General features: G+C 61.4%; 24 protein-coding genes. 7 read left to right on the top strand and 17 right to left on the bottom strand.

Features of this window, described 5'->3' with window-relative positions:
* Nucleotides 1–209: 209 nt before the first annotated feature.
* The 5 genes from TO66_RS18670 (at nt 210) to TO66_RS18690 (ending at nt 8999) form a co-directional block, all read left to right on the top strand.
* Nucleotides 210–2348 (top strand): TonB-dependent receptor, encoded by a 2139-nt coding sequence (locus TO66_RS18670; RefSeq protein ID WP_044463664.1) that lies wholly within the window; start codon nt 210–212, stop codon nt 2346–2348.
* A gap of 36 nt (nt 2349–2384) precedes the next feature.
* Nucleotides 2385–3959 (top strand): FAD-dependent oxidoreductase, encoded by a 1575-nt coding sequence (locus tag TO66_RS18675; RefSeq protein ID WP_044463665.1) that lies wholly within the window; start codon nt 2385–2387, stop codon nt 3957–3959.
* 52 nt (nt 3960–4011) lie between these two features.
* Entirely contained in the window at nt 4012–4509 is a 498-nt protein-coding gene (locus TO66_RS18680; protein ID WP_044463666.1) for a RidA family protein, read from the top strand.
* A gap of 33 nt (nt 4510–4542) precedes the next feature.
* Nucleotides 4543–7032, top strand: coding sequence for a TonB-dependent siderophore receptor (locus tag TO66_RS18685; RefSeq protein ID WP_044463667.1), 2490 nt, complete (start codon nt 4543–4545; stop codon nt 7030–7032).
* 227 nt (nt 7033–7259) lie between these two features.
* Nucleotides 7260–8999, top strand: a complete 1740-nt coding sequence (locus tag TO66_RS18690) for a dipeptidase (protein WP_044463668.1) — start codon at nt 7260–7262, stop codon at nt 8997–8999.
* Between the two features lie 80 nt (nt 9000–9079).
* Here the strand turns inward: TO66_RS18690 and TO66_RS18695 are convergent, their stop codons facing one another.
* Genes TO66_RS18695 through TO66_RS18720 form a run of 5 tightly spaced genes read right to left on the bottom strand, consistent with a single transcriptional unit; the run spans nt 9080 to nt 12826 of the window.
* On the bottom strand, nt 9080–9412 hold the full coding sequence (locus tag TO66_RS18695) for a hypothetical protein (RefSeq protein ID WP_052506133.1): 333 nt from the start codon (nt 9410–9412) through the stop codon (nt 9080–9082).
* A gap of 2 nt (nt 9413–9414) precedes the next feature.
* Nucleotides 9415–10770 (bottom strand): hypothetical protein, encoded by a 1356-nt coding sequence (locus TO66_RS33790; RefSeq protein WP_052506132.1) that lies wholly within the window; start codon nt 10768–10770, stop codon nt 9415–9417.
* Nucleotides 10770–11351, bottom strand: coding sequence for a phage tail protein (locus TO66_RS18710; protein ID WP_044466065.1), 582 nt, complete (start codon nt 11349–11351; stop codon nt 10770–10772). The genes TO66_RS33790 and TO66_RS18710 overlap by 1 nt, the downstream gene beginning before the upstream one ends.
* Nucleotides 11344–12465 carry a baseplate J/gp47 family protein gene (locus tag TO66_RS18715; protein WP_044463307.1) on the bottom strand — a complete coding sequence of 374 codons (1122 nt, stop codon included), beginning with the start codon at nt 12463–12465 and terminating at the stop codon, nt 11344–11346. The genes TO66_RS18710 and TO66_RS18715 overlap by 8 nt, the downstream gene beginning before the upstream one ends.
* Nucleotides 12449–12826, bottom strand: coding sequence for a GPW/gp25 family protein (locus tag TO66_RS18720; RefSeq protein ID WP_044463669.1), 378 nt, complete (start codon nt 12824–12826; stop codon nt 12449–12451). Before TO66_RS18720 ends, TO66_RS18715 begins: the two co-directional genes overlap by 17 nt.
* 74 nt (nt 12827–12900) lie before the next feature.
* Here TO66_RS18720 and TO66_RS33415 point away from each other — a divergent pair, with 74 nt between their 5' ends.
* Complete coding sequence (locus TO66_RS33415) at nt 12901–13704, top strand: hypothetical protein (RefSeq protein ID WP_156162081.1); 804 nt, start codon at nt 12901–12903, stop codon at nt 13702–13704.
* A 17-nt stretch (nt 13705–13721) separates the two neighbouring features.
* On the opposite strand, the gene TO66_RS18725 is transcribed toward TO66_RS33415, so the two are convergent.
* The 7 genes from TO66_RS18725 to TO66_RS18755 form a co-directional block, all read right to left on the bottom strand.
* Nucleotides 13722–14273: a phage baseplate assembly protein V gene (locus TO66_RS18725; RefSeq protein WP_044463670.1), complete on the bottom strand. Its 552-nt coding sequence runs from the start codon at nt 14271–14273 to the stop codon at nt 13722–13724.
* Complete coding sequence (locus tag TO66_RS18730) at nt 14273–15388, bottom strand: phage late control D family protein (RefSeq protein ID WP_044463671.1); 1116 nt, start codon at nt 15386–15388, stop codon at nt 14273–14275. The genes TO66_RS18725 and TO66_RS18730 overlap by 1 nt, the downstream gene beginning before the upstream one ends.
* On the bottom strand, nt 15376–15582 hold the full coding sequence (locus TO66_RS18735) for a tail protein X (RefSeq protein ID WP_044463672.1): 207 nt from the start codon (nt 15580–15582) through the stop codon (nt 15376–15378). Before TO66_RS18735 ends, TO66_RS18730 begins: the two co-directional genes overlap by 13 nt.
* Nucleotides 15582–16463, bottom strand: a complete 882-nt coding sequence (locus tag TO66_RS18740; protein WP_044463673.1) for a phage tail protein — start codon at nt 16461–16463, stop codon at nt 15582–15584. Before TO66_RS18740 ends, TO66_RS18735 begins: the two co-directional genes overlap by 1 nt.
* A complete protein-coding gene (locus TO66_RS18745; RefSeq protein WP_256240700.1) occupies nt 16463–19144 on the bottom strand; it encodes a phage tail tape measure protein in 2682 nt (893 codons plus the stop codon). Before TO66_RS18745 ends, TO66_RS18740 begins: the two co-directional genes overlap by 1 nt.
* Before the next feature lie 238 nt (nt 19145–19382).
* Nucleotides 19383–19697 (bottom strand): phage tail assembly protein, encoded by a 315-nt coding sequence (locus TO66_RS18750; protein WP_044463675.1) that lies wholly within the window; start codon nt 19695–19697, stop codon nt 19383–19385.
* 174 nt (nt 19698–19871) lie between these two features.
* The gene (locus TO66_RS18755) at nt 19872–20108 is read right to left on the bottom strand and encodes a hypothetical protein (protein ID WP_044463676.1); all 237 of its coding nucleotides are present in this window, start codon (nt 20106–20108) and stop codon (nt 19872–19874) included.
* On the opposite strand from TO66_RS18755, the gene TO66_RS18760 reads away from it, so the two are divergent.
* Nucleotides 20107–20550, top strand: a complete 444-nt coding sequence (locus TO66_RS18760) for a hypothetical protein (RefSeq protein WP_044463300.1) — start codon at nt 20107–20109, stop codon at nt 20548–20550. The genes TO66_RS18755 and TO66_RS18760 overlap by 2 nt on opposite strands.
* A 1-nt stretch (nt 20551) precedes the next feature.
* On the opposite strand, the gene TO66_RS18765 is transcribed toward TO66_RS18760, so the two are convergent.
* Genes TO66_RS18765 through TO66_RS18785 form a run of 5 tightly spaced genes read right to left on the bottom strand, consistent with a single transcriptional unit; the run spans nt 20552 to nt 23650 of the window.
* Nucleotides 20552–21076 (bottom strand): phage major tail tube protein, encoded by a 525-nt coding sequence (locus TO66_RS18765; protein ID WP_044463677.1) that lies wholly within the window; start codon nt 21074–21076, stop codon nt 20552–20554.
* Nucleotides 21077–22501 (bottom strand): phage tail sheath subtilisin-like domain-containing protein, encoded by a 1425-nt coding sequence (locus TO66_RS18770; RefSeq protein WP_044463678.1) that lies wholly within the window; start codon nt 22499–22501, stop codon nt 21077–21079.
* Between the two features lie 5 nt (nt 22502–22506).
* Nucleotides 22507–22740: a hypothetical protein gene (locus TO66_RS18775; protein WP_038632485.1), complete on the bottom strand. Its 234-nt coding sequence runs from the start codon at nt 22738–22740 to the stop codon at nt 22507–22509.
* Nucleotides 22737–23219 carry a Gp37 family protein gene (locus TO66_RS18780; RefSeq protein WP_044463679.1) on the bottom strand — a complete coding sequence of 161 codons (483 nt, stop codon included), beginning with the start codon at nt 23217–23219 and terminating at the stop codon, nt 22737–22739. Before TO66_RS18780 ends, TO66_RS18775 begins: the two co-directional genes overlap by 4 nt.
* Nucleotides 23219–23650 carry a gp436 family protein gene (locus TO66_RS18785; RefSeq protein ID WP_044463680.1) on the bottom strand — a complete coding sequence of 144 codons (432 nt, stop codon included), beginning with the start codon at nt 23648–23650 and terminating at the stop codon, nt 23219–23221. Before TO66_RS18785 ends, TO66_RS18780 begins: the two co-directional genes overlap by 1 nt.

Genomic DNA, 23650 nt, shown 5'->3' on the forward strand with positions numbered 1-23650 from the left:
GTTACAGCCAGCACCGACCACCCGACCAGGTGGAGGCCCACGGAACTGCATTTTTTCCGGCCGACACCACTCCACGGTCACTTGCCACACCCGAACCTGAAACCGGCTCCCAGCCCCCCGCCGCCATGGCTTCGACGCCCTGGCTCCGGTCGCGCTCGGCCGGAAAAAAACAACGACGCCAACACCGCATCCACACACCGGGGTTCACCATGCACAACTTCATCGCCCACCGCCTGACGCTGGCCGTATCGCTCGGCGCCGGGGTTTCCCTGAACCTGGCCGGCTGGCCGGCCCACGCCGCGGAAAACGGCGCCCTGCCCACGGTCACCGTCACCGCCGAACACCGCGCAGAGGACCTGCAGAAAGCGCCGCTGGCGATTTCCGCCTTCGACGAAAAGGCCCTGGACGACAAGCAGATCAAGAGCATCCGCGACCTCTCCGGGCAGGTGCCGAACCTCACGCTCAGCCGCCAGTCGATCTCCTACAGCGCACAGACCTACGGGATCCGCGGCATCGGCGAGACCGACCCGATCCAGGAAGCGGCCGTGGCGGTCTACGCCGACGACCTGTACATCCCGCGGGCGATTTCCTCGATGCTCGACTTCAACGACGTCGAACGCGTCGAAGTGCTGCGCGGGCCCCAGGGCACGCTGTACGGACGCAACAGCAGCGCCGGCGCGATCCGCGTGATCACCCGCGACCCGACCCAGGAAACCCGGGGCTTCCTCGAACTCGGCGCCGGCGACTACGACGCGCGCAACGGCCGCCTGCTGATCAGCGGGCCGCTGGTGGACAACACCCTGTTCGGCAGCTTCTCGGCGATCCGCCTGAGCCGCGACGGCACGGTATCCAACCCGACCCGCGGCCAGGACGTGAACAACATCGACATCCAGTCGTACCGCGGCAAGCTGCGCTACAAGCCAGAGGATTCGCCCTGGGACGTGCAACTGACCCTGGCCGGCACCTTCGACCGCGGCGACACCACCAGCTACACGCCGTTCGACGCCAACGGCCGCTTCGACAAGTTCAAGAGCTACAGCAGCCTCGACCCGAAGAACCGCCTCGACCAGGGCAGCTCGGTGCTGCGGGCGATCTACGCGATCGACGAGCACCTGAATTTCAAGTCGGTGACCGCCTACTCGGCGTTCGACCAGCCCGTGGACTACGACAACTCGGGGCAGGCGGCGCTGATCCAGAACAACCTGATCACCTACAAGCAGGACTACGCCACCCAGGAATTTCAGCTCAACGGCGACTATGAGCGGTTCAGTTTCAGCACCGGCCTGTACCTGTACCGCGAGAAGTTCGAGGCCGACCGCGACAACCTCACCTACTCGGTGGCACGCAACCGGGTGATCGGCCAGGGCCAGTACAGCACCACCAACACCGAGAGCTACGCGCTGTACGGCCAGGGCAGCTACAAGCTGACCCCGGAGCTGTCGCTGATCGCCGGGCTGCGCTTTACCCGCGAGCACAAGAACTTCGACTACGACAACGACGCCATCACCCCTTCGCGGCAGGTGATCGGCAACAACTTCAGCGCCGAGTCGAGCAAGTCCTGGCAGTCCACCAGCCCGAAACTCGGCTTCGAATACGCCTGGACCCCGCACCTGAACCAGTACGCCTACGTGGCCAAAGGCTTCAAGGCCGGCGGCTACGACAACCGCGCGCCGACCCGCGCCGCGGCCGAACAGGCGTTCTCCCCGGAAAACGTGACCACCTGGGAAACCGGCTTCAAGGGCGACTTCCTCGACCGCCGCCTGCGGGCCAACCTCGCGCTGTTCTACAACGACTACAAGGACCTGCAGACCAACGCCTACGACCCGGCGCTGGGGGTCAGCCTGCGCACCAACGTCGGCCAGGCGCACACCTACGGGGTCGAGCTGGAAACCCTCAGCGCCCTGACACCGGACCTGCAACTGACCTTCAACCTCGGCTACCTGCAAAGCCAGTACGACGACTTCGAGAACGCCAGCGGCGCCGGGGTCGACGCCAATGGCAAGCAGCTGGTGTTCTCGCCACGCTGGAACACCAGCGTCGGCCTCAACTACAGCATCCCCGCCGGCCTGCCCGGCACCTGGCTGGTGGGCACCGACGCGCAGTTCCAGACCAAGTCCTACGCCAACGCGCTGAACGATGACATCCAGGAAGTCCCCCAGCAGACCTTCTGGAACGCCAACACCCGCTACCTCTCCGGCGACGGCCACTGGACCACCACCCTGGCGGTGAAAAACCTGCTCGACCGCGCCTACCCGCAGTCGGTCGGCTACGTGCCTTCCAGCGGCGCCCGCTACTACGCCGTCAACGACCCGCGAACCCTCTTGCTGTCCGTGCGCTACGACCTCTGATCCCCGTTACCGGCAACCATGCCAAGGAGTGCTTTCATGGCTTTCACCCGCAGACAACTGATCTCCCGAATCGCCGCCGTCGGTGGCTATTCCGCCGCCGTCGGCGCCCTGGACGCCCTGGGCCTCGCGCCCCGGGCCGTGGCCGCAGGCTTTACCCCCTTGCAGCTGGGCAGCAGCGGCAACGGCAAGCATGTGGTGGTGGTCGGCGCCGGGATTTCCGGCCTGGTCAGCGCCTACGAACTGCGCAAGGCCGGCTTTACCGTGACCATCCTCGAAGCCCGCGAACGGGTCGGCGGACGCAACTGGACCCTGCGCCGCGGCAGCAAGGTCGAGTTCGACGACGGCATCAGCCAGACCGTGGACTTCGACGAGGGCCAATTCTTCAACGCCGGCCCGGCGCGCATTCCCAGCCATCACCAGACGCTGCTCGGCTACTGCCGCGAACTGGGGGTCGAGCTGCAAGTGCTGGTCAACAGCAGCCGCAACGCCCTGGCCCTGCCGGACGCCCGGCAGCCGGCGTTCCAGCTGCGCCAGGCGGTCAACGACACCCGCGGCCAGCTGTCGGAACTGCTGGCGCGCAGCGTCAGCCGCAAGGCCCTGGACCAGGACCTGAGCAGCGACGACCGCCAGGCGCTGCTGAATTTCCTCAAGGTCTACGGCGACCTCAACGCCGACCTGCAGTACAAGGGCTCGGTGCGCTCGGGCTACAACCGCATCCCCGGCGCCGGCGACCAGACCGGCATCACCCGCGACCCGCTGTCGCTGCAGACGCTGCTCAACCCCAAGCTGTGGGGCGCGCTGGTGTTCGACGAGATCCCCGAGTTCTCCACCACCATGTTCCAGCCGGTGGGCGGCATGGACCGCATTCCCCTGGCGTTCTACGCCAAGCTCAAGGACGCGGTGCGCTTCCACGCCGAGGTCAGCGATATCCAGACCTCGGAACACGGCAGCCGCATCACCTACAAGGATCGCCAGAGCGGCAAGACCCAGACCCTGGACGCCGACTACGCTATCGTCACCGTGCCGCTGCCGCTGCTCGCGCGGCTGCCGAACAACTTCACTGCGCCGTTCAAGGAGGCGATCCGCACGGCCCAGAGCGACCAGGCGAACAAGGTGGCGTGGCAGTCGCCGCGCTTCTGGGAGACCGACTTCAACATCTATGGCGGGCTGTCGTACCTGGACCACGAGGTCAAGGGCCTGTGGTACCCCAGCGACCGCCTGAACAGCGAGCAAGGCATCCTGATCGCCGCCTACAACATCGCCGAGGCCGCCCAGGCGTTCTGCCAGAAACCCCTGGTCGAGCAGTTCGCTTCCTCGCGCCAGGCGGTCGAGCTGCTGCACCCCGGGCACAGCGCCAAGCTGCACAAGCCGGTGGCGATCAACTGGTCCAAGGTGCCCTTCAGCAAGGGGCCGTGGATCGTCAACGACGAGGTCGGCGAGCACGCCTACCAGATCCTCAACCAGCCCCAGGGCCGCACCTACCTGGCCAGCGACGCCCTGGCCCACGGCGGCGTCGGCATCTGGCAGAACAGCGCCGCCGACTCGGCGCGACGCATCGTCAGCCTGATCGGCCGCCATGCCGAACGCCAGCAGGCGGGTGTCGCCGCCTGACTGTTCCCACTGACCTCCAGCCGATTTTTTTAAGCGCAAGAAGGACCGACCGATGAAAACCATCACTCTGCTCACAGGACTGCTCATGACCGCCACCGCCTTCGCCAGCCACGCCGACGAGATCAAGCGCATCGCCCTGCCCAACTCCGACTTTCCGATTTCCCTGGCGGTGGCGGTGCCGGCGCAGACCGACCTGCTGTTCGTCAGCGGCCTGCTCGCCGACTTGCACGACCCCAAGGCGCCCAAGGATTCCTTCGCCGCCTATGGCGACACCGCGACCCAGACCACCTCGATCCTCAACAAGCTCAAGGGCGTGCTGAACAGCCAGGGCCTCGGCCTGGGCGACGTGATCCAGCTGCGGGTGTTCCTGGTGGGCGACCCGGCCAAGGGCGGCAAGCTCGACTTCGCCGGCCTGCAGCAGGGCTACACGCCATTCTTCGGCAGCGCCGAACAGCCCAACAAACCGGCGCGCACCGCGATCCAGGTAGTGGCCCTGCCGCTGCCCGGCGGCCTGGTGGAAATCGAAGCCGTCGCCGCGCGCAAGCCGTGACCCGGCCCCCCGCCGACCTCCAGGAGCCTTCTCATGCCCAAGCGTCCAACCGTCCGTCCCGCCTCGTTCCTGCGCCCGCTGCGGCTGCCGCTGTCGCTGGCCTGCGGGCTGGCCTCGTTCACCCTAGCGGCCGCCGAAAGCGCCTCGCCCACCCTCGGCACGGTGGTGGTCACGGGCAACCGTGGCACCGCCGAACGCACCGTGACCACCAGCCCGACGCCGATCGACGTGGTCACCGGCGAACAATTGCGCGCAGTGGGCAAGCCCAGCCTGCTGGAAGCGCTGAGCAAGTTCATCCCGTCGTTCAACCTGCCCGACCGCGCCGGCTGGGACGCCAGCGGCGTGGTGCGCTCGCCGACCCTGCGCGGGCTCACCGCCTCCCACGTACTGGTGCTGGTCAACGGCAAGCGCCGGCACACCAGCGCCACCCTGAACATCAACGGCATCAACAGCGGCGCGGCGCCCAGCGACCTCGACCTGATCCCCGTGGCGGCCATCGACCACATCGAGGTGCTGCGCGACGGTGCGGCGGCGCAGTACGGCTCGGATGCGATTTCCGGGGTGATCAACATCATCCTCAAGCAGACCACCGACGGCAGCTCCGACACCACCCTCGGCCAGGGCTACGACGGCAAGCGCGGCACCGCCCAGGAAGCGCTCAACTACGGCTTCCAGGTCGGCGAGGCCGGGGTGCTCAACGTCTCGCTGGACACCCGTTACCAGGAGCGTGACAACAAGGCCGGCAGCAACGGCTACAGCAACCACTACTACCCCCAGGCCGACGGCTCGCCCGACCCGCGCGAAGCCGGCGCCAGCCACCACACCTACAAGGGCTACGGCCTGCCCCGCAGCCAGTTGGCCGATGTCGGCTACAACCTCGACCTGCCGCTGGGCGACGACCTGACGCTGTATTCGTTCTCGACCCTGGCCACCCGGGAGAACAACGACGGGCAGAACTTCCGCCTGCCCAACGGCCGCAACACCATCACCACCGGCCCCAACGGCTACCCCGACGGCTACAGCCCCTACTGGCTGGTCAACGAGACCGACTTCCAGTCGGCCTTCGGCGCCCGCGGCGAGGCCTTCGATGGCTGGGCCTGGGACCTGAGCAGCACCTACGGGCGCAACTACGCCAAGCAGCGCACCTACGACAACCAGAACCCGTCGCTGGGGGAAAACACCCCGAACAAGTTCACCTCGGGCATCTATATCGCCGACCAGCTGACCAGCAACCTGGACCTGAAGAACAGCTATGACATCGGCCTGGCCAAGCCGCTGGACGTGGCGTTCGGCTTCGAGCACCGGCGCGAAAGCTACGAGACCCGCGCCGGTTCCGAAGCCTCCTACATCGACGGCGGCTACGTGTTCCCCGCCGGCCATCCGCGCGCCGGGCAGCGCCCCGACCCGGGCGCCCAGGTGACCAACGGCATCAGCCCCGAGGACGCCCAGAAGATCAGCCGCAACAGCGTCGCCAGCTACATCGACCTGGGCTTCTACCCGGTGGAGCAGTGGTACGTCGGCCTGGCCGCGCGCTACGAGCACTACAACGAAGGCGTGGGCGCCACCCGCAGCGGCAAGCTCAGCACCCGCTACGAGTTCAACCCGCTGTTCTCGGTGCGCGGCACCCTGAGCAACGGCTTTCGCGCGCCGTCGCTGGCCAACCAGATCTTCACCGCGCGCTCGACCGGCTTCGACACCATCAATGGCGTCTACCAGTCGTACAACTACGTGATCCTGCCGGTGGACTCGGCCGGTGCCCAGGCCCTGGGCGCGCAGTCGCTGAAACCGGAGCGCTCGACCAACTTCAGCCTCGGCTTCGCCCTGACCCCCAGCGACGACCTGAGCCTGACCGTGGACGGCTACGTGATCAACCTGCGCGACCGCCTGGTGCTCAGCGAGCGCTTCCAGGGCCCGGGCGTGGCCGCCCTGCTCGACAGCATCGGCGTGCCCGCCACCGCCGGCGCCCAGTACTTCACCAACGGCGCCGACACCCGCACCTCGGGGGTCGACGTGGTGGGCAACTACCGCCAGGACCTGGCGCGCTACGGCGCGGTGAAATGGACCGCGGCGCTGAACTACAACCACACGCAGATCCTCAGCGTCAACGACACCCCCGCGCAGCTGAGTGCCCTGGGCAGCGGCTTCCAGCTGCTCGGCCGGCAGTCGCGGGCGCTGATCAGCAAGACCACCCCCAGCAGCAAGATGATCTTCTCCGCCGACTGGGCGATCCAGGACTTCGACGTCAACCTGCGGCTGACCCGCTACGGCACCTACACCGAGGTCAACAGCTCCAGCGACCCGAGCCTGGACCGCGACTACTCGGCCAAGTGGATCACCGACCTGGACGTGGCCTACAACATCGACAAACAGCTGACGGTGGCCGTGGGCGCGCAGAACCTGTTCGACAAGTACCCGGACCACATCGGCGTGAGCAACTCCTCGTTCGGCGACAACTGGGGCAGCTACTCGCCCTTCGGCTTCACCGGCGGTTACTACTACACCCGCCTGCAATACGCGTTCTGAGGGCGGCCCCGACGCCCTCGGTGGCGGCAGGCCATCACGCCCCGCCAAGGGCCTCGACGGCACAACGCAAGCGCTCTGCGCCAGGGCTTTTGCGTTTGTGCGCCGCTTTTGCCGTTCTGTGCGACAGATCGCACTTTCAGGACTCCCGTCGCGCGCCTGCATGGTGTTAGGTTGGGAAGGTTTCTGTGTGATAGCCCAGATAATTCTTAATGCAAGGAAAGCCCGTCATGAACTTCCCCCTCAAACAGCTGGCCGCGGCCACCCTGATGCTCGCCAGCCTGTCGGCGTACACCACGGCCGCCCAGGCCAATATCACCCCGCAGCAGAGCGCGGCGATTCTCAAGAGTTTCGCTGACGCCCAAGTCAGCGATTTCCGCCAGTTCCTCGCCACCCTGGCCAAGAACGAAGCCGGCCAGGGCGCCAACCTCGGCCCGGCCATCGGCGCGTTTCTCGACAACAAGACCCTCACCGCCGAGCAGCAGGACGAAATCCATCGCCTGCTCGGCCTGTATGCGCGGGTGAAATACGGCAAGGCCGCGACCCAGACCCTGATCGAACTGGTGGCCATCCCGACGGTACGCGCCGACGGCGTGCCGCAGCACGAGAACCCCGAGTTCCTGAAGATCGCCGACAAGATCAAGGGCCTGGCCGAGGCCTTCGACCTGAAGTTCCGCAACGTCGACAACCGCGTCTACGAGATTTCCCTCGACGGCAGCGGCGAAGAAGTGGTGGGCATCCACGCCCACGCCGACGTGGTGCCGGTGACCCCGGAAAACTGGGTGCTGCAGGACGGCACCAAGCTCGACCCGTTCAAGGTCACCCAGGTAGGCGACCGCATGTACGGCCGCGGCACCGAGGACGACAAGAACGGCATCGTGGTCGCCCTCTATGCGATGAAGATCATCAAGGAAGAAAAACTGCCCCTGGCGCGCAACTTCAAGCTGCTGGTGGACACCACCGAGGAAACCACCGGCGACGCCATCCCCTACTACTTCGAACGCAACCCGACGCCCAACTACAACCTGGCGCTGGACGGCGGCTATCCGGTGGTGATTGCCGAAAAAGGCTACGGCACCGTGATGGCCAGCTTTGCCCGGCGTACGGCCGAGGGCAAGGGCGCGGAGATCGTCTCGCTGACCGGCGGCCTGGCCACCAACCAGATCCCCGGCGCCTCGGTCGCCACCCTGGTCACTGACCAGCCGGCCAAGCTGGCCGCGGCCCTGCAACAGGCCGGCAGCGACTACGCCAAGCGCCACGGCGGCGACTTCAGCGTGGCCGCCAAGGTCGACGGCAAGGACGTCAAGCTGACGGTCACCGGGGTCTCCGCCCACTCCTCCGAGCCGCAGTCCGGGGTCAACCCGGTGGCGCGCATGCTCGACTTCATCAACGGCCTGAACGGCAAGGTCGCGCTCAAGCACAACCACATCACCGACGCGGCCCGCTACGCCGCCGACAACTGGGGCCTGGACTACCTGGGCGGCAAACTGGGGATCGGTTTCTCCGACGACTTCATGGGCCCGCTGACCACCTCCCTGACCTACGTCGGGCAGGATGAAAAAGCCTTCAAGCTGGCGGTCAACCTGCGGGTGCCCAAAGGCAAGACGCCGGAGGCGCTGAAGCAGGAAATCGCCGACAAGCTGGCGGCCTGGAGCAAGAAGAGCCACGTCGCGGTGAACTTCGACTACAAGATCGCCGAACCGATGTACCGCAACCCCGAGGGCGAATGGGTCAAGGCGCTGCTGGCGGTGGCCAGCGAGAACCTGGGCATGGAGCACAAGTTCGGCACCTCCGCCGGCGCCACCTCGGTGCACGAGCTGCCCAATGGCGTGCAATTCGGCCTGGCGCGTCCGGAGGCCAAGTACACCGGCCACACCGACAACGAGTTCAAGACCACCGAGCAGTTCCTGCTGGACTTGCAAATCGTCACCGAAATGGTCGGCCGCATCGGCCAGCTGCCAAAACTCTGAGTGATGCCGGGCGCGAAAAATCCGCGCCCTGATGTGAGATAAATGGCCTTCGATTCTTTTGCACTGCGTGCAACAGAATTTCAAATCAGACTGCCTGGTTCAGTCGCCGCGTCAGGCACCAGAATGTGAAGCGTGATCATGTGCTTGAGATCGTAAGGCTGACCGCCCTTTGTGATCTTCACTGTCAGCACACCCTCAGCAAAATCCGTCTCTACGTCCACACCATCATCGACCTGGTTGATGGTGTAGCCCCAGCCCTCATCAACGGGCGGAAATGGAACGAGACCGAGACACCCTGTAATCCGATAAACCCCGGTCGATACTCGCGACGAAAAAACCTCACTTCCCCCCAGAGAAACGAGGTCATAAGTCGCACCAGTTGCACCGAGAACGTTGATTGCTGCTCTAGCCATGATTAGATCGCCTTCAATGTGCCGTCTGCGGCGCGGGTTGTGTTGGCTGTTGTGTACAGTTCAGCGGTTGAGGTCCAGCCCCCTGAGTTGTTTGTTGCCCTTGCAACAATTTTTACCTGGGCTGCCCCTTGCTGGATCGCAAGTTGTGCACTGAAACCTGGCGATGAGTACGGAAAGTTAAGAACTGACGAGTAATTGAGTAGTGTTGTCGTCGTACCGTCCATTGCATAGAAACCACCAGGTAGGCCAAGTGTTTCAATTGCCTGAATCGGCGCTGTCGTGCCCGCCAGACCATAGGTGCCAATCTTCACGGCATCAGTGATTCCGTACCCCGCTAGCGTGGTGGCTTTCGCAGCTTTACCTCCCAGCGCAGTCGCCATTGTCGCTGCGAAGTTGGGATCATTCCCGATTGCTGCGGCTTGCTTGCCCAACGTATCCAGGGCGGCGGGCGCAGACCCAACCACCGCCGCAATGGCGGTTTTCACAAAAGCCGTACTTGAGGCCTGAGTTGTGTTTGTACCCGCCGCAGCTGTAGGGACAGTAGGAGTCCCGGTAAATGCCGGGCTTGCAAGCGGCGCTTTTGCAGCTAAAGCCGTTTCAGTTGCAGCAGCATCAGCCTTGGTCGCGGGGTTGAAAGTTCCGCTATGCCACAGGGTGCGCGCGGGGGTCCAGTTCCCTTGAGCATTGACTGCGCGAACGACAATCAGAACATCGCTACCGCCTTGTTCGATTGCAAGTTGTGCCGAATACCCGGCGCTGGAATATGGCAGGTTCAAAACCGACGAGTTTTGAAGCAGGCCAGTATTGCCGATGCCCATCGTGTAGAAACCGCCAGGTAGACCAATTGTGTCAATCGCGGCGTTTGGGGTCGCGGCAGCACCGAGACCGTACTGTCCAACAGCGAGCGCATCGATGATGCCGTAGCCGCCTAGGGTCGTTGGCTTGCCGGAGGATATCTTGCCCCAGTCCAAAGCCGGTATGTCAGCGGCGGCCAAGGAACCGCCAGCTGTTACGAGGCCTTTGGTGTTGACTGTGACCTTCGAATACGCCCCTGCAGCTACGCCGCTATCGGAAAGCGTCAGAGTAATAGAGACGTTGGCAGAACCGTCAAATGAAGCGCTGCCACTACCCGCGCCACCAATTGAGATCGTGCGGGCGACCGCCAACCTGGTCGCCACGCCGATTGCTGTTACACCATCGACGACCTTCTGAAGCTGGTCTTTAAGCCACTGCGTGCGGCTCGCCAGTTGCTTGGCCTGCAGGTTATCGATGCCCTCGGGGCCACCGAGGACGGGATCGGAGGTTTCGAGTTGATAGATGCCGGGCGTCCATTCAATTGGTTCAGGTAGATCGGCCATTAGCTGCTCCCACGGTTGTATTGACCGTCACGACGTGCAACACCGTTGTGCCGGATCGCGACTTCCTGATAGTCGAGAGATACCAGACGGCAGCGTGCAGGGGCGACGGAAAGAAGAAGGCGGCGCAAGAGCGCAGCCTGATCATTGGTAATGACGCGTTTTAGAAAGACGCGATAAAGAGCCCACGCAGAGGGATCGCCGTGGACGTAGGTACCATTGCGAGTGATTGAGCCGTTGCGGATCTGGTTGTTCAGACCCTCCTGGATCGTTACCTCACCGAAGCCCAGCAAGCGGATAACCTCGCGGATAGCCCATGGATTGCCCTTGTATCGATGCAACTCGGCCGAACTCTTGATCAGGTTGCGCTTGGCATCCTCAGACTCGGCCAGCAACCAGGCCGCCTCGTCGATGAGGGAGAACTGGTCGGCCAGCACAGGCAGCAGTCGCGGTTTCACCAGGTCGACCAGGTAAACCAACATCGCATTGATATCCAGGCTGTCAAACGTCTCGTTGAGGAGCTCGCAGAGCAACGCAAAGCGCTCATCACCGGCCAGGGCTGGCGGTAGCTGTTGCTCAGCCATACGCCACCCCCGCATCCTCTAGCAGGATCGATGTGCAGTTCGCCCATTCATTACTCAGCAACTCGCGCCAGGCGCTGGGTAACTCCAGCTCGGCGCGATAAACGCCATTCACCTGCAGCAGCGCCGTTATCTGCTCCTGGACAAGATCACGGCCGAGCCCGGCACGGCGTTCAACCGCATACGCGTCGGCAGTAGCCCTGGCCGCCTTCATCGCTTCGGCTCGATCTGCTGTCGCGTAAAAGGTCAGGCGCGCCTTGATCTGGTAGTTCACTTCGATGGGCGCAAGGACATGCACGGTGTCGCATAGAGGGCGCACCTTTTCACCAGAGACCTGGCTCTTGATCTGCTGCAGTAGATCGCCAGTAGGCAAGCCGGTGTTGGTAAGCGGGAACAAAGCTACATGGCCATCTAATTGACCTTCGTCCGGCCCGTGCACGGCGACATCGATGATCGACTGATGTACAGCCAAGGCATGGTAGCGATAGGCGCCACGACTGCCGGCATTGCTGAAGGCTTCAGGGGCCAGGATGATCCGCTCGCGGTAGCGGTCATCATCTTCATCCTCGGCACCTTCGGCAGTGACACTGGTGTTGGTCGCTGTTAGGCCCGCTGCAGGTGAGTTCCCGATGCTGCTGATCTGGCCGACGGCCCAACCGTTGCCAACCACCCCAGTTGCAAGACAGGTCGCCGTTGTGCCTACCTGTGTTTGGCCAGCGGGAATGATTACATCCTGGTCAGTCAGGAATGTGATCTTGGCGTCTTGGGTGCTGACCCGAGTACCGGCCGGTATCAGCAATTGCTGCTGAACTGCGGCCGGCACGCTGAAGCGGATCGGGCAACGTGCTGGGGCCGCCAACAGCCTGGGAGTTGCAACCAGTTCGCCCAGGTAATCCAAGATGGGGCCTTTTGCGAAACGCACCAGGGACTGCTCGCCGGCATTTTGAATGGCCATGTCGGAGAGCGTCTTGGCGTAGGCAATCAGGTCGATAAAAAGCCGCTCGACCTGGGCGGGATACAGGGTTTTTCCCGACTTGGCCTCATAGCGGGCAATCAGGGCGGCCTCGGTCGCGGCCGGATCGATCTCGACAAAGACGGGTTTAGGCAGCTCGCGCATAGGGCACCTCGGTCAGTTGGGTGACACCATCCGCAACACGCCACTGCACCCGCACTCTGATCTGCGACTCTTCAATCAGCACCTGCACCTGCACGACCGAGATGCGGGTTTCCCAGCGACGAAGGGCGTCGACAGTTTCCCGCACCAGGTGCGGCGTCACGCGGTTAACAGGCCAGTCGATGTACAAATGCAGGTTGCTGCCGAAGTCCGGCCGATGAGCGTCGGCGCCCTTGGGCGTGGTGAGGATGATGCGAATGGACTGGTCGATATCGCGCAAGCCCTCGACAACCTCCCCGGATGTACCGAGGGCGGGCTGCCAGTGGGTGGCGGTGATGCTGGTGTAAGGAGTGGGCGTCGTCATGCCTTCTATAGTGGATACACTGGAAGAAGACTACTTTTAATCGAGTTTAAAGACGCCTAGGACAGAGGTCGCTAATGAATGAGTTATGCCGATCAGTTGAAATGAAGCTTGCCCGTGCGGAATCACAAGCTCGGTCGTTGTCGGACTCCGTACTGACATGGGTTACAAACAACCCCTTAACCGCTGAAAGCAGGCTTCGGGATGGACGCTTTGGATTTCAGCTTATTTTGAATGAGTATCGTGAACCCCCGCCATTGGATACTTGGGGGCTTGCCATCGGAGAGTGTGTTCATAACCTAAGAAGCGCCTTGGACAATCTCGCGTATGCATTAGCACGACTCGAATGCGATCCGCCTGCGTTTCCTGGAAGAATTGCATTTCCAATTTTCACCGACAAAGCTTCGTATGAGGCCAACGGACGTCGGTGTATCAGTCAATTACCTCAGGCATCGGCTGATCTGGTAGAGCGTTTACAGCCGTTTCAACGAGATGGTTCACCTGAGTTTGGAATTGCAGCTAACGATCCGCTTGTCCTCCTTCAGTGGCTAAACAACGCCGACAAGCATCGAGTGCCTTCGGTCGTATTGATTGCACCTACAGAACTGACTCATAACATGGCTGTAAAATTCTACTCAGATGAAGACGCATCAGCGAACGTACCACCAGATGCAACCGTCTGGGCTGGCCCTCTCGAAGCTGGGGTCACGCTAATCGAGCTAAGAACAACCTGCCCAATAGAATCAGTTAGTGGTCAGTACGAAGGATACGCCAGGGTTGCTATCCAGTACGAAGACAGATTGGAACCGATAGGGCCAATGTTGGTGGCGTTGCACAAATACACTGCGCTTGTTGTTTCCCAATTCAACGTTTACTTCTAACTGAGCTATTAACAAAGCTAATGGCTATGGTGGTTCGAGTTGCCACCGACATCCAGGACAGCCCCTGTTGCATTGACGTTGCCATTAACACCGATATCGCCATTCACCTGCAGGTCGCCATTCAGGGTGACCTGCGGGATGTCCAGAGTCGCCGAGGGCGCCTTCACCACCACCGGCTCACCGGCTTCGACCGTGATGTTCCGGCCGCACTTCACCAGCAACGCCCCCACGCAATCCAATGTCATCACCCCGGCCGCACGGTCGTAGGTTGAGACCGTCCCGTCACTGAACCGCACATAGTCTGTGTCCTCGTCGACCACAGGCGGCGGCTCGGCTGTCGAATAGACCCCGCCCAGGTAAACACCACCTACACCGTCAGAGTCCAGCAGCACCGCGCCCTGTTCATTCAGCTCCGGCATCAACGGCCTGCGCTGAGTGCCCTGGGTGTTGCGCTGGGGCACGTTGAGCCAATAACTCTCAACGCCGTCACGGTCATCCAGGCGCACCCGGACGCGACAGGTCATGTAGTCCACGGCGCTGACTTCGCCGTACTCCAGTTGAACACCCATCAGGCGACCACCTCTTGTTGAATACCGTAGGTCGACAGCGCCAGGTCAGGCTTGGTGCTGTCCTGGGTCATCGAGATCGAGGGCGCCGAGACGCGGCAAGACTCCAGATCGACGATGTAGCCGCCACTGCGGGTCATTTCATGTCGGGCTGACGTGATCAGGTAGTTGCCACCGAGCATGCCAGCAGCTGCCAGCGTCACGATGTTGCCACTGACGAGGTTGGGTCGGCCCATGGCGGTCCAGGCGCCTGTTGTGCGCTCCCGGTTGGCCTTGGCCAGCTCGGCCTTGGCTTTCGCCTTGGCCTCTTCGGCCGAGGCACTGCGCTTGCGCTTCTTCTTGGTGTCGCCGCTGGTCGTGGCTTTACTGGAGCTGCTCGGCACTGCGACTGTTTCACCTTTATTGTTGATGGTGTACGAGATCAGCTTTTTGGTCGCCGGCTCCTTGTGCTTGACCTCAACGGCTTTCGGTACTTCCCGGATCTGATCGCGAAGATTGATGTTGCTCAGGTCTCCCAGTACCAGGGACGCCACCGGCACGCCCTTGACCAGTTCGCTGATGGCATGGAACACCATGCGCTTGCCGGTCACCTTGAACGCATAGTCGTACTCGCCCGCCAGGTTGCGCAGGAACACCAGGTCCGACTCCTGTTGTGTCAGCCGGTCGAGCTTGATCGGTTCGATACTGCCGATCAGCTCCAGCCCCTGGCGGATGGCGATCTGCTTGGCTACCGCGTCCAGGGTCGTGTTTTCATAGGCCTTGTGTTCAGGCGTGCGCAACGGGCTATTGATGCCGGTGCCCAGGGCGCGAATCGTGACCGTGAACGGTGGGCCTCGCAGTTCGACCCCATCGATCTCAAACCGGCCCACCGTGCGCAGCGGCTGCCCCTCCCAGCCAATGGACAGCGCCAGGCTATCGCCCTTTCCTGGATACCAGGTATCGCGCCATTTGCCTTCGGCGTCCTCCAGCTCGACATCCAGGCTATCGGCCAGGCCTGACAAGAAGTCCTGGTAGGTCAGTGACAAGAGGTGTTCGCTGATGTTGCGGGTGATATTGCGCTGCTGGTAGGTCAGGACGAAGCGAGCCTCGGGCACCTGCTTGGGAGTCATCGCATCCATGGCGGCAGATCCTCAGTAGTGGCCATGGGTTCAAGGACCGGAATGGCCAGGGTCAACCCGGCCGGCAGCGCCCCAGTGATCGGCACATGCATGTTGGCCTGAACGATCGGCAAATACCGATGAGCGTCCCCATAGTATCGCCAGGCCAACTGGTCCCAGCGTTCACCCTCGGTCGTGACATGGGTCAGAAACATCAGGCCTTCCTCGTCAGAACTTGCGCCGCCAAGCCCGCCAAGCGGGTACTGGCGCCGTCCATGGTGGTCAGTGCCTGGGCCAGTGACTGACGGGACGCAGTGAACCGGTCAACGATGTTGCCCAGGTCAACCGGATCGAGCGCGGAGCGAGCGCCCGTGACACTGCTCAGCACGTCTTCACCGAGGCGCGACAAATCGGCGCCGTCATCAAGCAGGCCCGCGGCTGCAGTCAGACCCTGTAACGGCTCGATGGCCCTGGCAGTGACGCCCAGCAATTGCGGAACCTGGCCAAGGATCATCGAGGCGTTGCCGCTCTTGACCGTCTCGTACAGGTTCTGGCCAGCCTTCAGCATGTTGCCGGCTGTCTTGGCATGGCCGATCACCGCTTGCACTGTGCTGGGGGCTGGCATCAGTCGTGAGATAAGTCCGGGCGATCCAGCTGCAGCAGCTGACGTACCGCTCAACGCCGTATCGAGCAGCCCGGAGCGAGTCACCTTGCGGGTGAAGGCCCCGGTGTACTCCTTCAGGTTCAGCTGAACTGTTGCAGACTGGATCTGGCCCGTTGCCGTTGCACGGCGGATGGCGTTGCCGATGTTGGTTATGACATAGGCGCCATGGTACTCGCCGGACCCCATCACGAACGCCAGGGGCTCGTGCTTGGTCTTGGCCTGGCGCAATGCCCGCAAGCGCGCCTCGGGATCGCCCAGGACAGGATGCAGCTCAATGGTCAGGTTGCATTCGTCCAGCCCTTCGCCGATCCACTCCAGCAACGGCTTGCCTTGGATACGCGCATGCTCGGCCCAATCGGCCGATCCGCTTTGCTCCATGCCGCTGATGCCACCGGCAACGGTGAATTCGATCTCGCCCAGGATGGCAAACATCACGCAAGCCCTCCATCACCTGAGCCATAGCTCAGGCGGCGCTTGTCATGCATGTAGCGTTCTATCATTCGCATGAACTCGGGATAGGTGAGCTTCAGTGCCTGATTGACCTGGTCCTGTACGCCGGGACCACCTGGCACGGTGATCTGCGGGGAGAAGTTGAAGACGGGCTGCCCGCCTGCAGCTGCAGCACCACCAGGAGCTGTACCACCACCACTGCCCATCATGCTCGCCCTGGAAACGTCGGCAGGGTTCGGCGGTGCGAGGTCGACACCCGATTGCGCCGCCATGCCCAGCGCGGCCTTACGCACCAGGCCAGCCTGGGCGCTGATGCCGATGGCGGCGCCTTCGCTGATGTTGGCCCCATAGCCCATGAACACGCGGCTCGGCGACTGGATGCCAAGCGTCTCGGTGAACCAGCCTTTTACCGATGAGCCGACACCGACCACGCTGTCTTTCAGCGACGCGGCCATGTTGCTGATGCCGTTGACCAGGCCCGTGACAATCATGCCGCCGAACTCGGTGAACTTAGTCGGCAACTCAACCCTGAAGTAACTCATCACTCCAGCGAACGCCCGATAGAACAGGCCCAGCGGCGAGAAGTTGGTAATCAACTGAGCCACACCGCCGAGGCCGCCGCTAAAGGCTTGCGGTATTTCGCTGATGCCCTCCAGTACCCAGCGGATGGGCGCCATCAGGGCGGACAGAACGCTACCAACGGCCCGACCAAACTCGATCCCTGACCAGGTGGCACGGCCCAGGGCATCGCCAGTGACTTGCACCGGGCTGAACAGCTCACGGAACCATTGAATCACCGGCTGGATGAAAGCCCCCAGTTGCGTGAGCAATGGCCCCACTGGAGCGAAAGCGGCAGAGAAGGCATCACGGATAGGCTTGAGGCCTTCAACAAGCCCCGTGAAGAAACCGATAGTCCAGGCCTTGATAGGCTCCCAGTTTTTGTAGATCACAAGCCCCACTGCTCCGACGACGACCGCGACTGCTGCAATACCAGCAATCAGCAAGCCAATCGGCGTAGCGATGATAGCTGCTCCAAGTGATGCAACGGCACCAGTCAGACCTGGCATCAAAGCAGTCACACTGCCAACACCAGTTATCAATGGAGCAAACCGGGCAGCCAGCAGCGAGCTGTTCAACAATGCAGTCTTGGCAGTCAGCAAGGACATGAAAGTCCCGACACTGTTGAGTGCCGAGGCGCCGAGGTTGGCGCCATACTTCAACCCAATGAACCCGAGCTTGAGGGCAACAATGGCGGTGACTGTCTTAACAACACCGCTGATCAGGCCCGGATTGTTCTCGGACCAGACAGCAAACGAACGAACAACAGGCACAACCGCCTGGGTGATCTCTACCAACGAGGGCAACAACGCACCACCGAGCGAGATACCTACTTCTGACAGACTGATAGTCAGCGCTTTAAGTTGCTCTTTCGGGCTTTCCATGCGCTTGTTCCAGTCAGCATCAAGTCCGCCTTTATCGGCGGCATCGATACTGCCCTGTTGAATACCCGCGAGATCCTTCTTGTTGGCCATAGCTGGGCGAACGAAAGACAGTACCTGCTGATCGGCGAACAGCTCCCCCAGCTTGTACGCTTCATTCAAACGGCTAAGGGCAATCTGCCGCTCTTTATCATCCGTGATAGCCATTACTTTCTGAAACTTATCAGCCGCCGCTGGCCCCTTGCTACCTACATACTGAGTAATGACCTCCAGCATCGCCTGGACGGGAGTAAGACCTTTCCCGACCAAGTTCTTCATAGAGCTGGTTAAGTTGATCCCAGCCCCCTCAAAAGACTTGAGAGTGTCCTTCGCAGTTAACTTAGAAAGGAAGTTCTTAAAGTTGTTTGCTGCTTCGTCGTTGCTACCGGCACCGCGCCGAGCGATCTGCAGAGACGCACCGATCTCAGCGACTGCACGCTCACCAGTTACGCCCAGGGCGGCAAATTGAGGGGTAAGTTGCGGCAGCCATTTGGCCATGTCCGCTAGCTCAAACTGCCCACTCTTACCGGCAAAGGCGAGCATGTTCATTGAGCGCTCCAGCCCTGCTGCACCGATTCCGAGGTTGTCATTGAGCGCGATGGCCACAGACCCCAGGTCATCCATGCTGGCGCGAGTGGCCGTAGCAGTTTTGGCCATCACTGGTGCATAGTCAGCCAACTCCTTCGCACTAGAGATGCCACCGGCAATTAACACCGCCGTGCCGGTGGCGACTTCAGTCTGTGTCTGATTCCACTTCAACGCAGACGCACGCATCACATTACTGAGTTCTGCCTCTTCGGCTGCGTCAAATCCGCCCGTAATGGCGATGTCGTTGGTTCGGTCCTTGAAGTCGATAGCGGTACGCATCGACTGAACCACCGGAGCCCCAACCACAGCTGCAGTACCCAGCGTTTCCATTGCCTGGCCACGAAGCTCACCGCGTTGGTTTTTCAGCGTTGCACCTCTGGCAATGCTGGTGTTGAGGTTTTCCTGTTTGATCTTGAGCTGGTCAATTGCTCGACCGACCTGGTCATACTGTCGGCGCATGCGCTCGATGCCAGTACCACCACGCGCCAGGGACGCGGCCAGCTCGGTCCCTATGAGCTTTTGTTTGGCCGTCAGGCCATCGGTCGCACGCCCGAGCAGCTGCACTGTTGACTTGGCAGAACCGAATGCGGCACTCAAGGAGCCCGACACAGCGGCCCCTATTCGTAATCCGACTAAGACTTCATTCGCCATAGAGTACCCGGCAGGCTATTTGATTGAGGGGGTGCGCCTGAGACGTAGGCGCACGGTAGGACGAAGGTCTGGAGGGGCTGCCGATCAGCGTTTCATCTGCTCGGCAATTTCGTTGCGGCGGCAAATTTCACGTCGACACACATCGACCCAAAACCAATACCGATCCATGTCCAGCTCGTCGATCTCAGACGGCTGCAGCCTCAGCACCAGCAACAGCGCCTCGTCCCAGGACTGCAGCAAGGTCTCCTCCGTTAGCCATTTCCCGCAACACCTCGGTGGCTAACTTGGAATCGGCGATATCGAACTCGACGAGATCCTCGATGGTGATACCCAGGAGCTTGGCGACCAGTATGTCCTCCATCGCGGCCTCGTCCTTGGTGTGGGTCTGCGCAGCGCTAATGTCTTTGCGCTTCAGGCGTTTGATGGGCAACTTCGAGATCGTGTCGCCGGCGGCGTTTTTGAAAGGAAACTTGAGGGTAAAGCTGAGTGGTTCGGCCATCTTTGTTGCTCCAGGTTGTCGGTTTAATCGACTGCTTTAAGTGAGCCCTGAGCATCGCACCTGGCCGTGGCGATGACTTTTAATCGAGTTTAAAGACGAAGCCCCGCACGATGGCGGGGCTTCGGTTTGCCGTCCTGGCGGCTCCAGTCCGTTGGAGCTAGTCCTGGTCATGCATCAGCAGTGGCGGCAGCAATGGCACTGACAACGTGGTGTCATCTGATAGCGGCCGGTCGCCAATGTCATGCTCAGTGCCTCAGCCAAAACCTCTATCGGGGTTTCCTCCAAGACCTTGCCCCAGTATTGTCTGGCACGCATAAAGTCGAAGTCTCGACGCACCTGCATATCGATGCATCTCACTAAATCATCGCGCTTTTTTTCTATTACTTGCTGTTCTTCAGGAGTCAAGGACATGACCACCTCCAATATCAAACGATTCGACGAACTCACCGGCCAGATACTCGGCGTGTTGTATGAGAGTTTTCCGGTGCCACGCGTCCTGTTACTTAAGGATCTCATCTCTGACGGCATTTCATTCGATGAGCGCGTGGGGTTCGATGTTCCCAATGAAAACGGCGAGTTCCTTTTTGCCTGTATCGACTGGCTGACCGAGTCAGGCTACCTGCGCTTCCAAAGCAAGATTCAAGCTACCGGTTACTCGGAGTGTGTACTGACCGCCAAAGGTCTTGAGGTGCTGAAGGCAACCCCGGATAGCCTCAGCACCGAATCGAGCCTTGGTGAGCAATTGATTGACGCATCCAAAACAGGAGCCAAGAGCTTGATCGGTGACCTCGCCGGACAAGCCCTGTCCATCGGAGTTAAGTTCGCTACCAATCACTTAGGCCTCCCTGGCTAACTTAGGCCTGACCGATATTCTTCCGGTACTTGGACAACTGGTCTTCACCACCGACCCGGAAGATGTTGGACAGGTAGTCCAGCAACACCACTTCTTCACCGTTGAGTACCTGGCGCACGTAGGTCGCCGAGAACGGTGTTTCATACTTGGTCGGGTCGCGGGGTTTATGGCTGCCCAACTGGTACTCCTTGCCGGTGATGGTCATCATCGTGACCAGTGGGATCTCATCGATCAGGCCGCCGTTGTTGAACACCTGGACGTTGGAGCGGCATTGAAGCTGGATGCTCTTGAATGGGGTGACCAGCTTCTTCGCTGCTTCAAAGTACAGGCTGTTCCAGGTGATCTTGCCTTCCAGCTTATCAATGCCATCCGGCAATTCGATCAGGCCAACCATGCCCAGCCCCTGAAAGTCGCTGGTCACGGTCTTGATCGAGCCCAGATCGATCTCTTCGGACTTGCCAAAGAAGCTGGCACCGTCGAGGTAGATAGCGGCGTTGGAAATACGGTGTGCGCTAAAACCGGCCATTTATGCGGCTCCCAGGTTGACCAGGTATTCCCCGGTGATTTCAGTTTCGAAGGTGCCGCGTTCAAGCGGCACGGGAACACCCAGCTTGTAGCTGAACAAGACGTGCCCCAACTCCAGCTCGGTTTGCGGATTGCGCGCAGGGTCATACCAGCACTCACCACCGAGCAACGCCTCGTCGCCAACCAACTTGCGGATATACAGGTTGACGCTTTCGGTGATGCTGTCGATCAGCGAGTCAGTAACAGGCTGGTCATTGAACTGCAGCGCGCTGTAACGGATCGACTCGTCCACCACGTCCTTGGTACGCCGCACGTTTTCAAAGTTGCGCGTGTGGGTCACTGTAGGCCAGGCGGCGGAACGGTTACCCCACAGACGAAAGCCGGTGCCGAAGGAGTTGAAGACGGTGGTGATGCCGTTTTCGTTGAGCAGATTGACCTCACTGTTTGGGTCATCGATCCGGGCCGTCAATGGTCGCTCCAGGCCGATGACGCCAACCAGTTCCTGGTTGGAACTACTCCACCAGTACCCCTTGTCGTTATCGATCTTCGCCCGTAGGCCTGCTGCGCGGATCGACAGCGGCTGCAGGCGAGTGCCATCGGTTGCTGCGTCGTACACCTTGACATGCGGATAGCACAGGCGCACACGGTCGCTGCTGGTGTTGAAGTTGATAGTTCCGGCCGGGCCGCGCCCCGCAATCACTTGTTGCACCGTGGTCCCGATAGGCGCATCGATGTATGTGAACGCGCTGACCTGCACGGCCGAAATGATCAGTTCGACGCTGACCGAATTCAGGGTGCTGAAGCCCGGCGCAATGAAGATTTTCGGGAAGTACCCGAGCAAGTTGTAACTGTCCTGAAAGGCCTTCAAGCCAGTACGCCGACCAGCGACGGTGATACCGCCGATGATATCGGCCGGGGTGACTTTGCTCGGGTCAGCGTGGGTGTAGTCCGCCTTCACCTGAGCATTGGCGGGAATACTCCCGGTCGCCAAGCGTTTCACTCGACCGATCAACATGTCTGCCGTGTAGTCGGTGCCCAGATCGTAGGTGGTGGCGCCATCCACCGACTTGACGGTCAGTTGTTGCAGCCCACCGTGCTCCAGCTGCAGCAGCTCGTTATCACCGAACTGCCTTTCCTGGCCTACGACGTTGGTGCGGTGAACTGCCGGATCGAGCACGTTGACTACCAGCACCGTACCGGTGCCGAAGTCGTAGATACCTTCCAGAGCTTCAGGAATGCTGAAGCCGGTGAGGTGCGTGCCGAACTGAGCCGCATCTACTTCATTGAGCGATTGCGTCAGCTCGTTGACTGGCCCGATGGGCGCTGTCCCGACCAGAGCAATCACAGCCGACTTGACCACACGAATGGGCCGAGGGCCGCGCTCGACTTCAATGGTTTCAAAACCGTGCAAAAAGTTAGCTGGCATTGGGCTTACTCCTGTCCAGGTTTCTGAAGCGCAGCTGCAGTCTTACCTGCAGGTTTCGCTTCAGGTGGTGCGAGAACCAGGTGCTTGAGTTCCAGCAACACCAGGGTGTACTCGTGGTCGGCTGGCAACTCGACGGGTTTCCCCGGCTGCAGTTGCACATCCAGCAATTCGCGGGCATCGCCTACCCGCAGGGTGGCGCCGCTCTGCGGGCCGTTATAGATGTAGCGGGTAAGTTTCATTGCTCTTCCTCGAAACGAACTTGTCTGAGCGGTGGCCCATCTTTAGGGCCCATAACCTGCAGCTGAGTAGCACGCAGGGAGAAGTCCTGGCCGTATTGCCAGAGGCCCGACACCTGGCCAATGAACAGCTCTGCAACTGGACGGCAGGCCTGGTCGCAATGCGGTGCAAACCAGCCGGTCAGGCAATCGCGGATATGGTCGAGGTAGCTGACCGCTCCGTCTTTGCCATTGAGCTGACGGAACACCAGGGTCACCCTGATGACGATGTTGCGAGCCTGAAACATCGAGTCACCGGCCTCGGACCCACCGAAGGTCGATTTGCCGTAGGCCAGCAAGAGCGCGCCTCGTGGGTGGTTTAGGCGGTAACGTGCAGGGTCTTCAGGAAACAGCTCGACCATCAGCATCTGGCCGAAGGTCTCCTGCAGGCGCTTCTGCATTGCTTCCAGGAGCTGCTCGGTTTGGGTTTTGGGTTGGATCATCAGTAACGCTCCCAGAGATCGCCGCCAAACTGCTGGCGACGTGCCCGAACGCGGATCTCACCAGGCTCCGGCGCGGCCTGACCGCCAGGCATGCCCAGAGTGACAACGCCGTCGCGGATGCTTTCCAGGAGCTTGATGGTGTCCTTGCGGCTGTCCTTCACTGCGTCGGGCAATGCCCCTTCGGGCCGGCGCTGATACAGCCAGTGCCGCGCCAGATACACCACCGCATCCCGCAGCACGGTCGGCACCGGATCGAGCGGCAGGTTGTAGCGGCCCCGAAGATAACCATCCACCAGCTCTTCAGCCTGCCGCACGCCGTCCTCGATCACGCTCTCGTTGGGCGACATGGCGGCCGGGTCGTCATTGGAGAGCTGAATCAGCGTCATCTCCGGGATCGCGTTGCCGATATCGGCGCGAGTGCAGTAGCGCAT

Source organism: Pseudomonas sp. MRSN 12121 (assembly GCF_000931465.1).
GTDB lineage: Bacteria > Pseudomonadota > Gammaproteobacteria > Pseudomonadales > Pseudomonadaceae > Aquipseudomonas.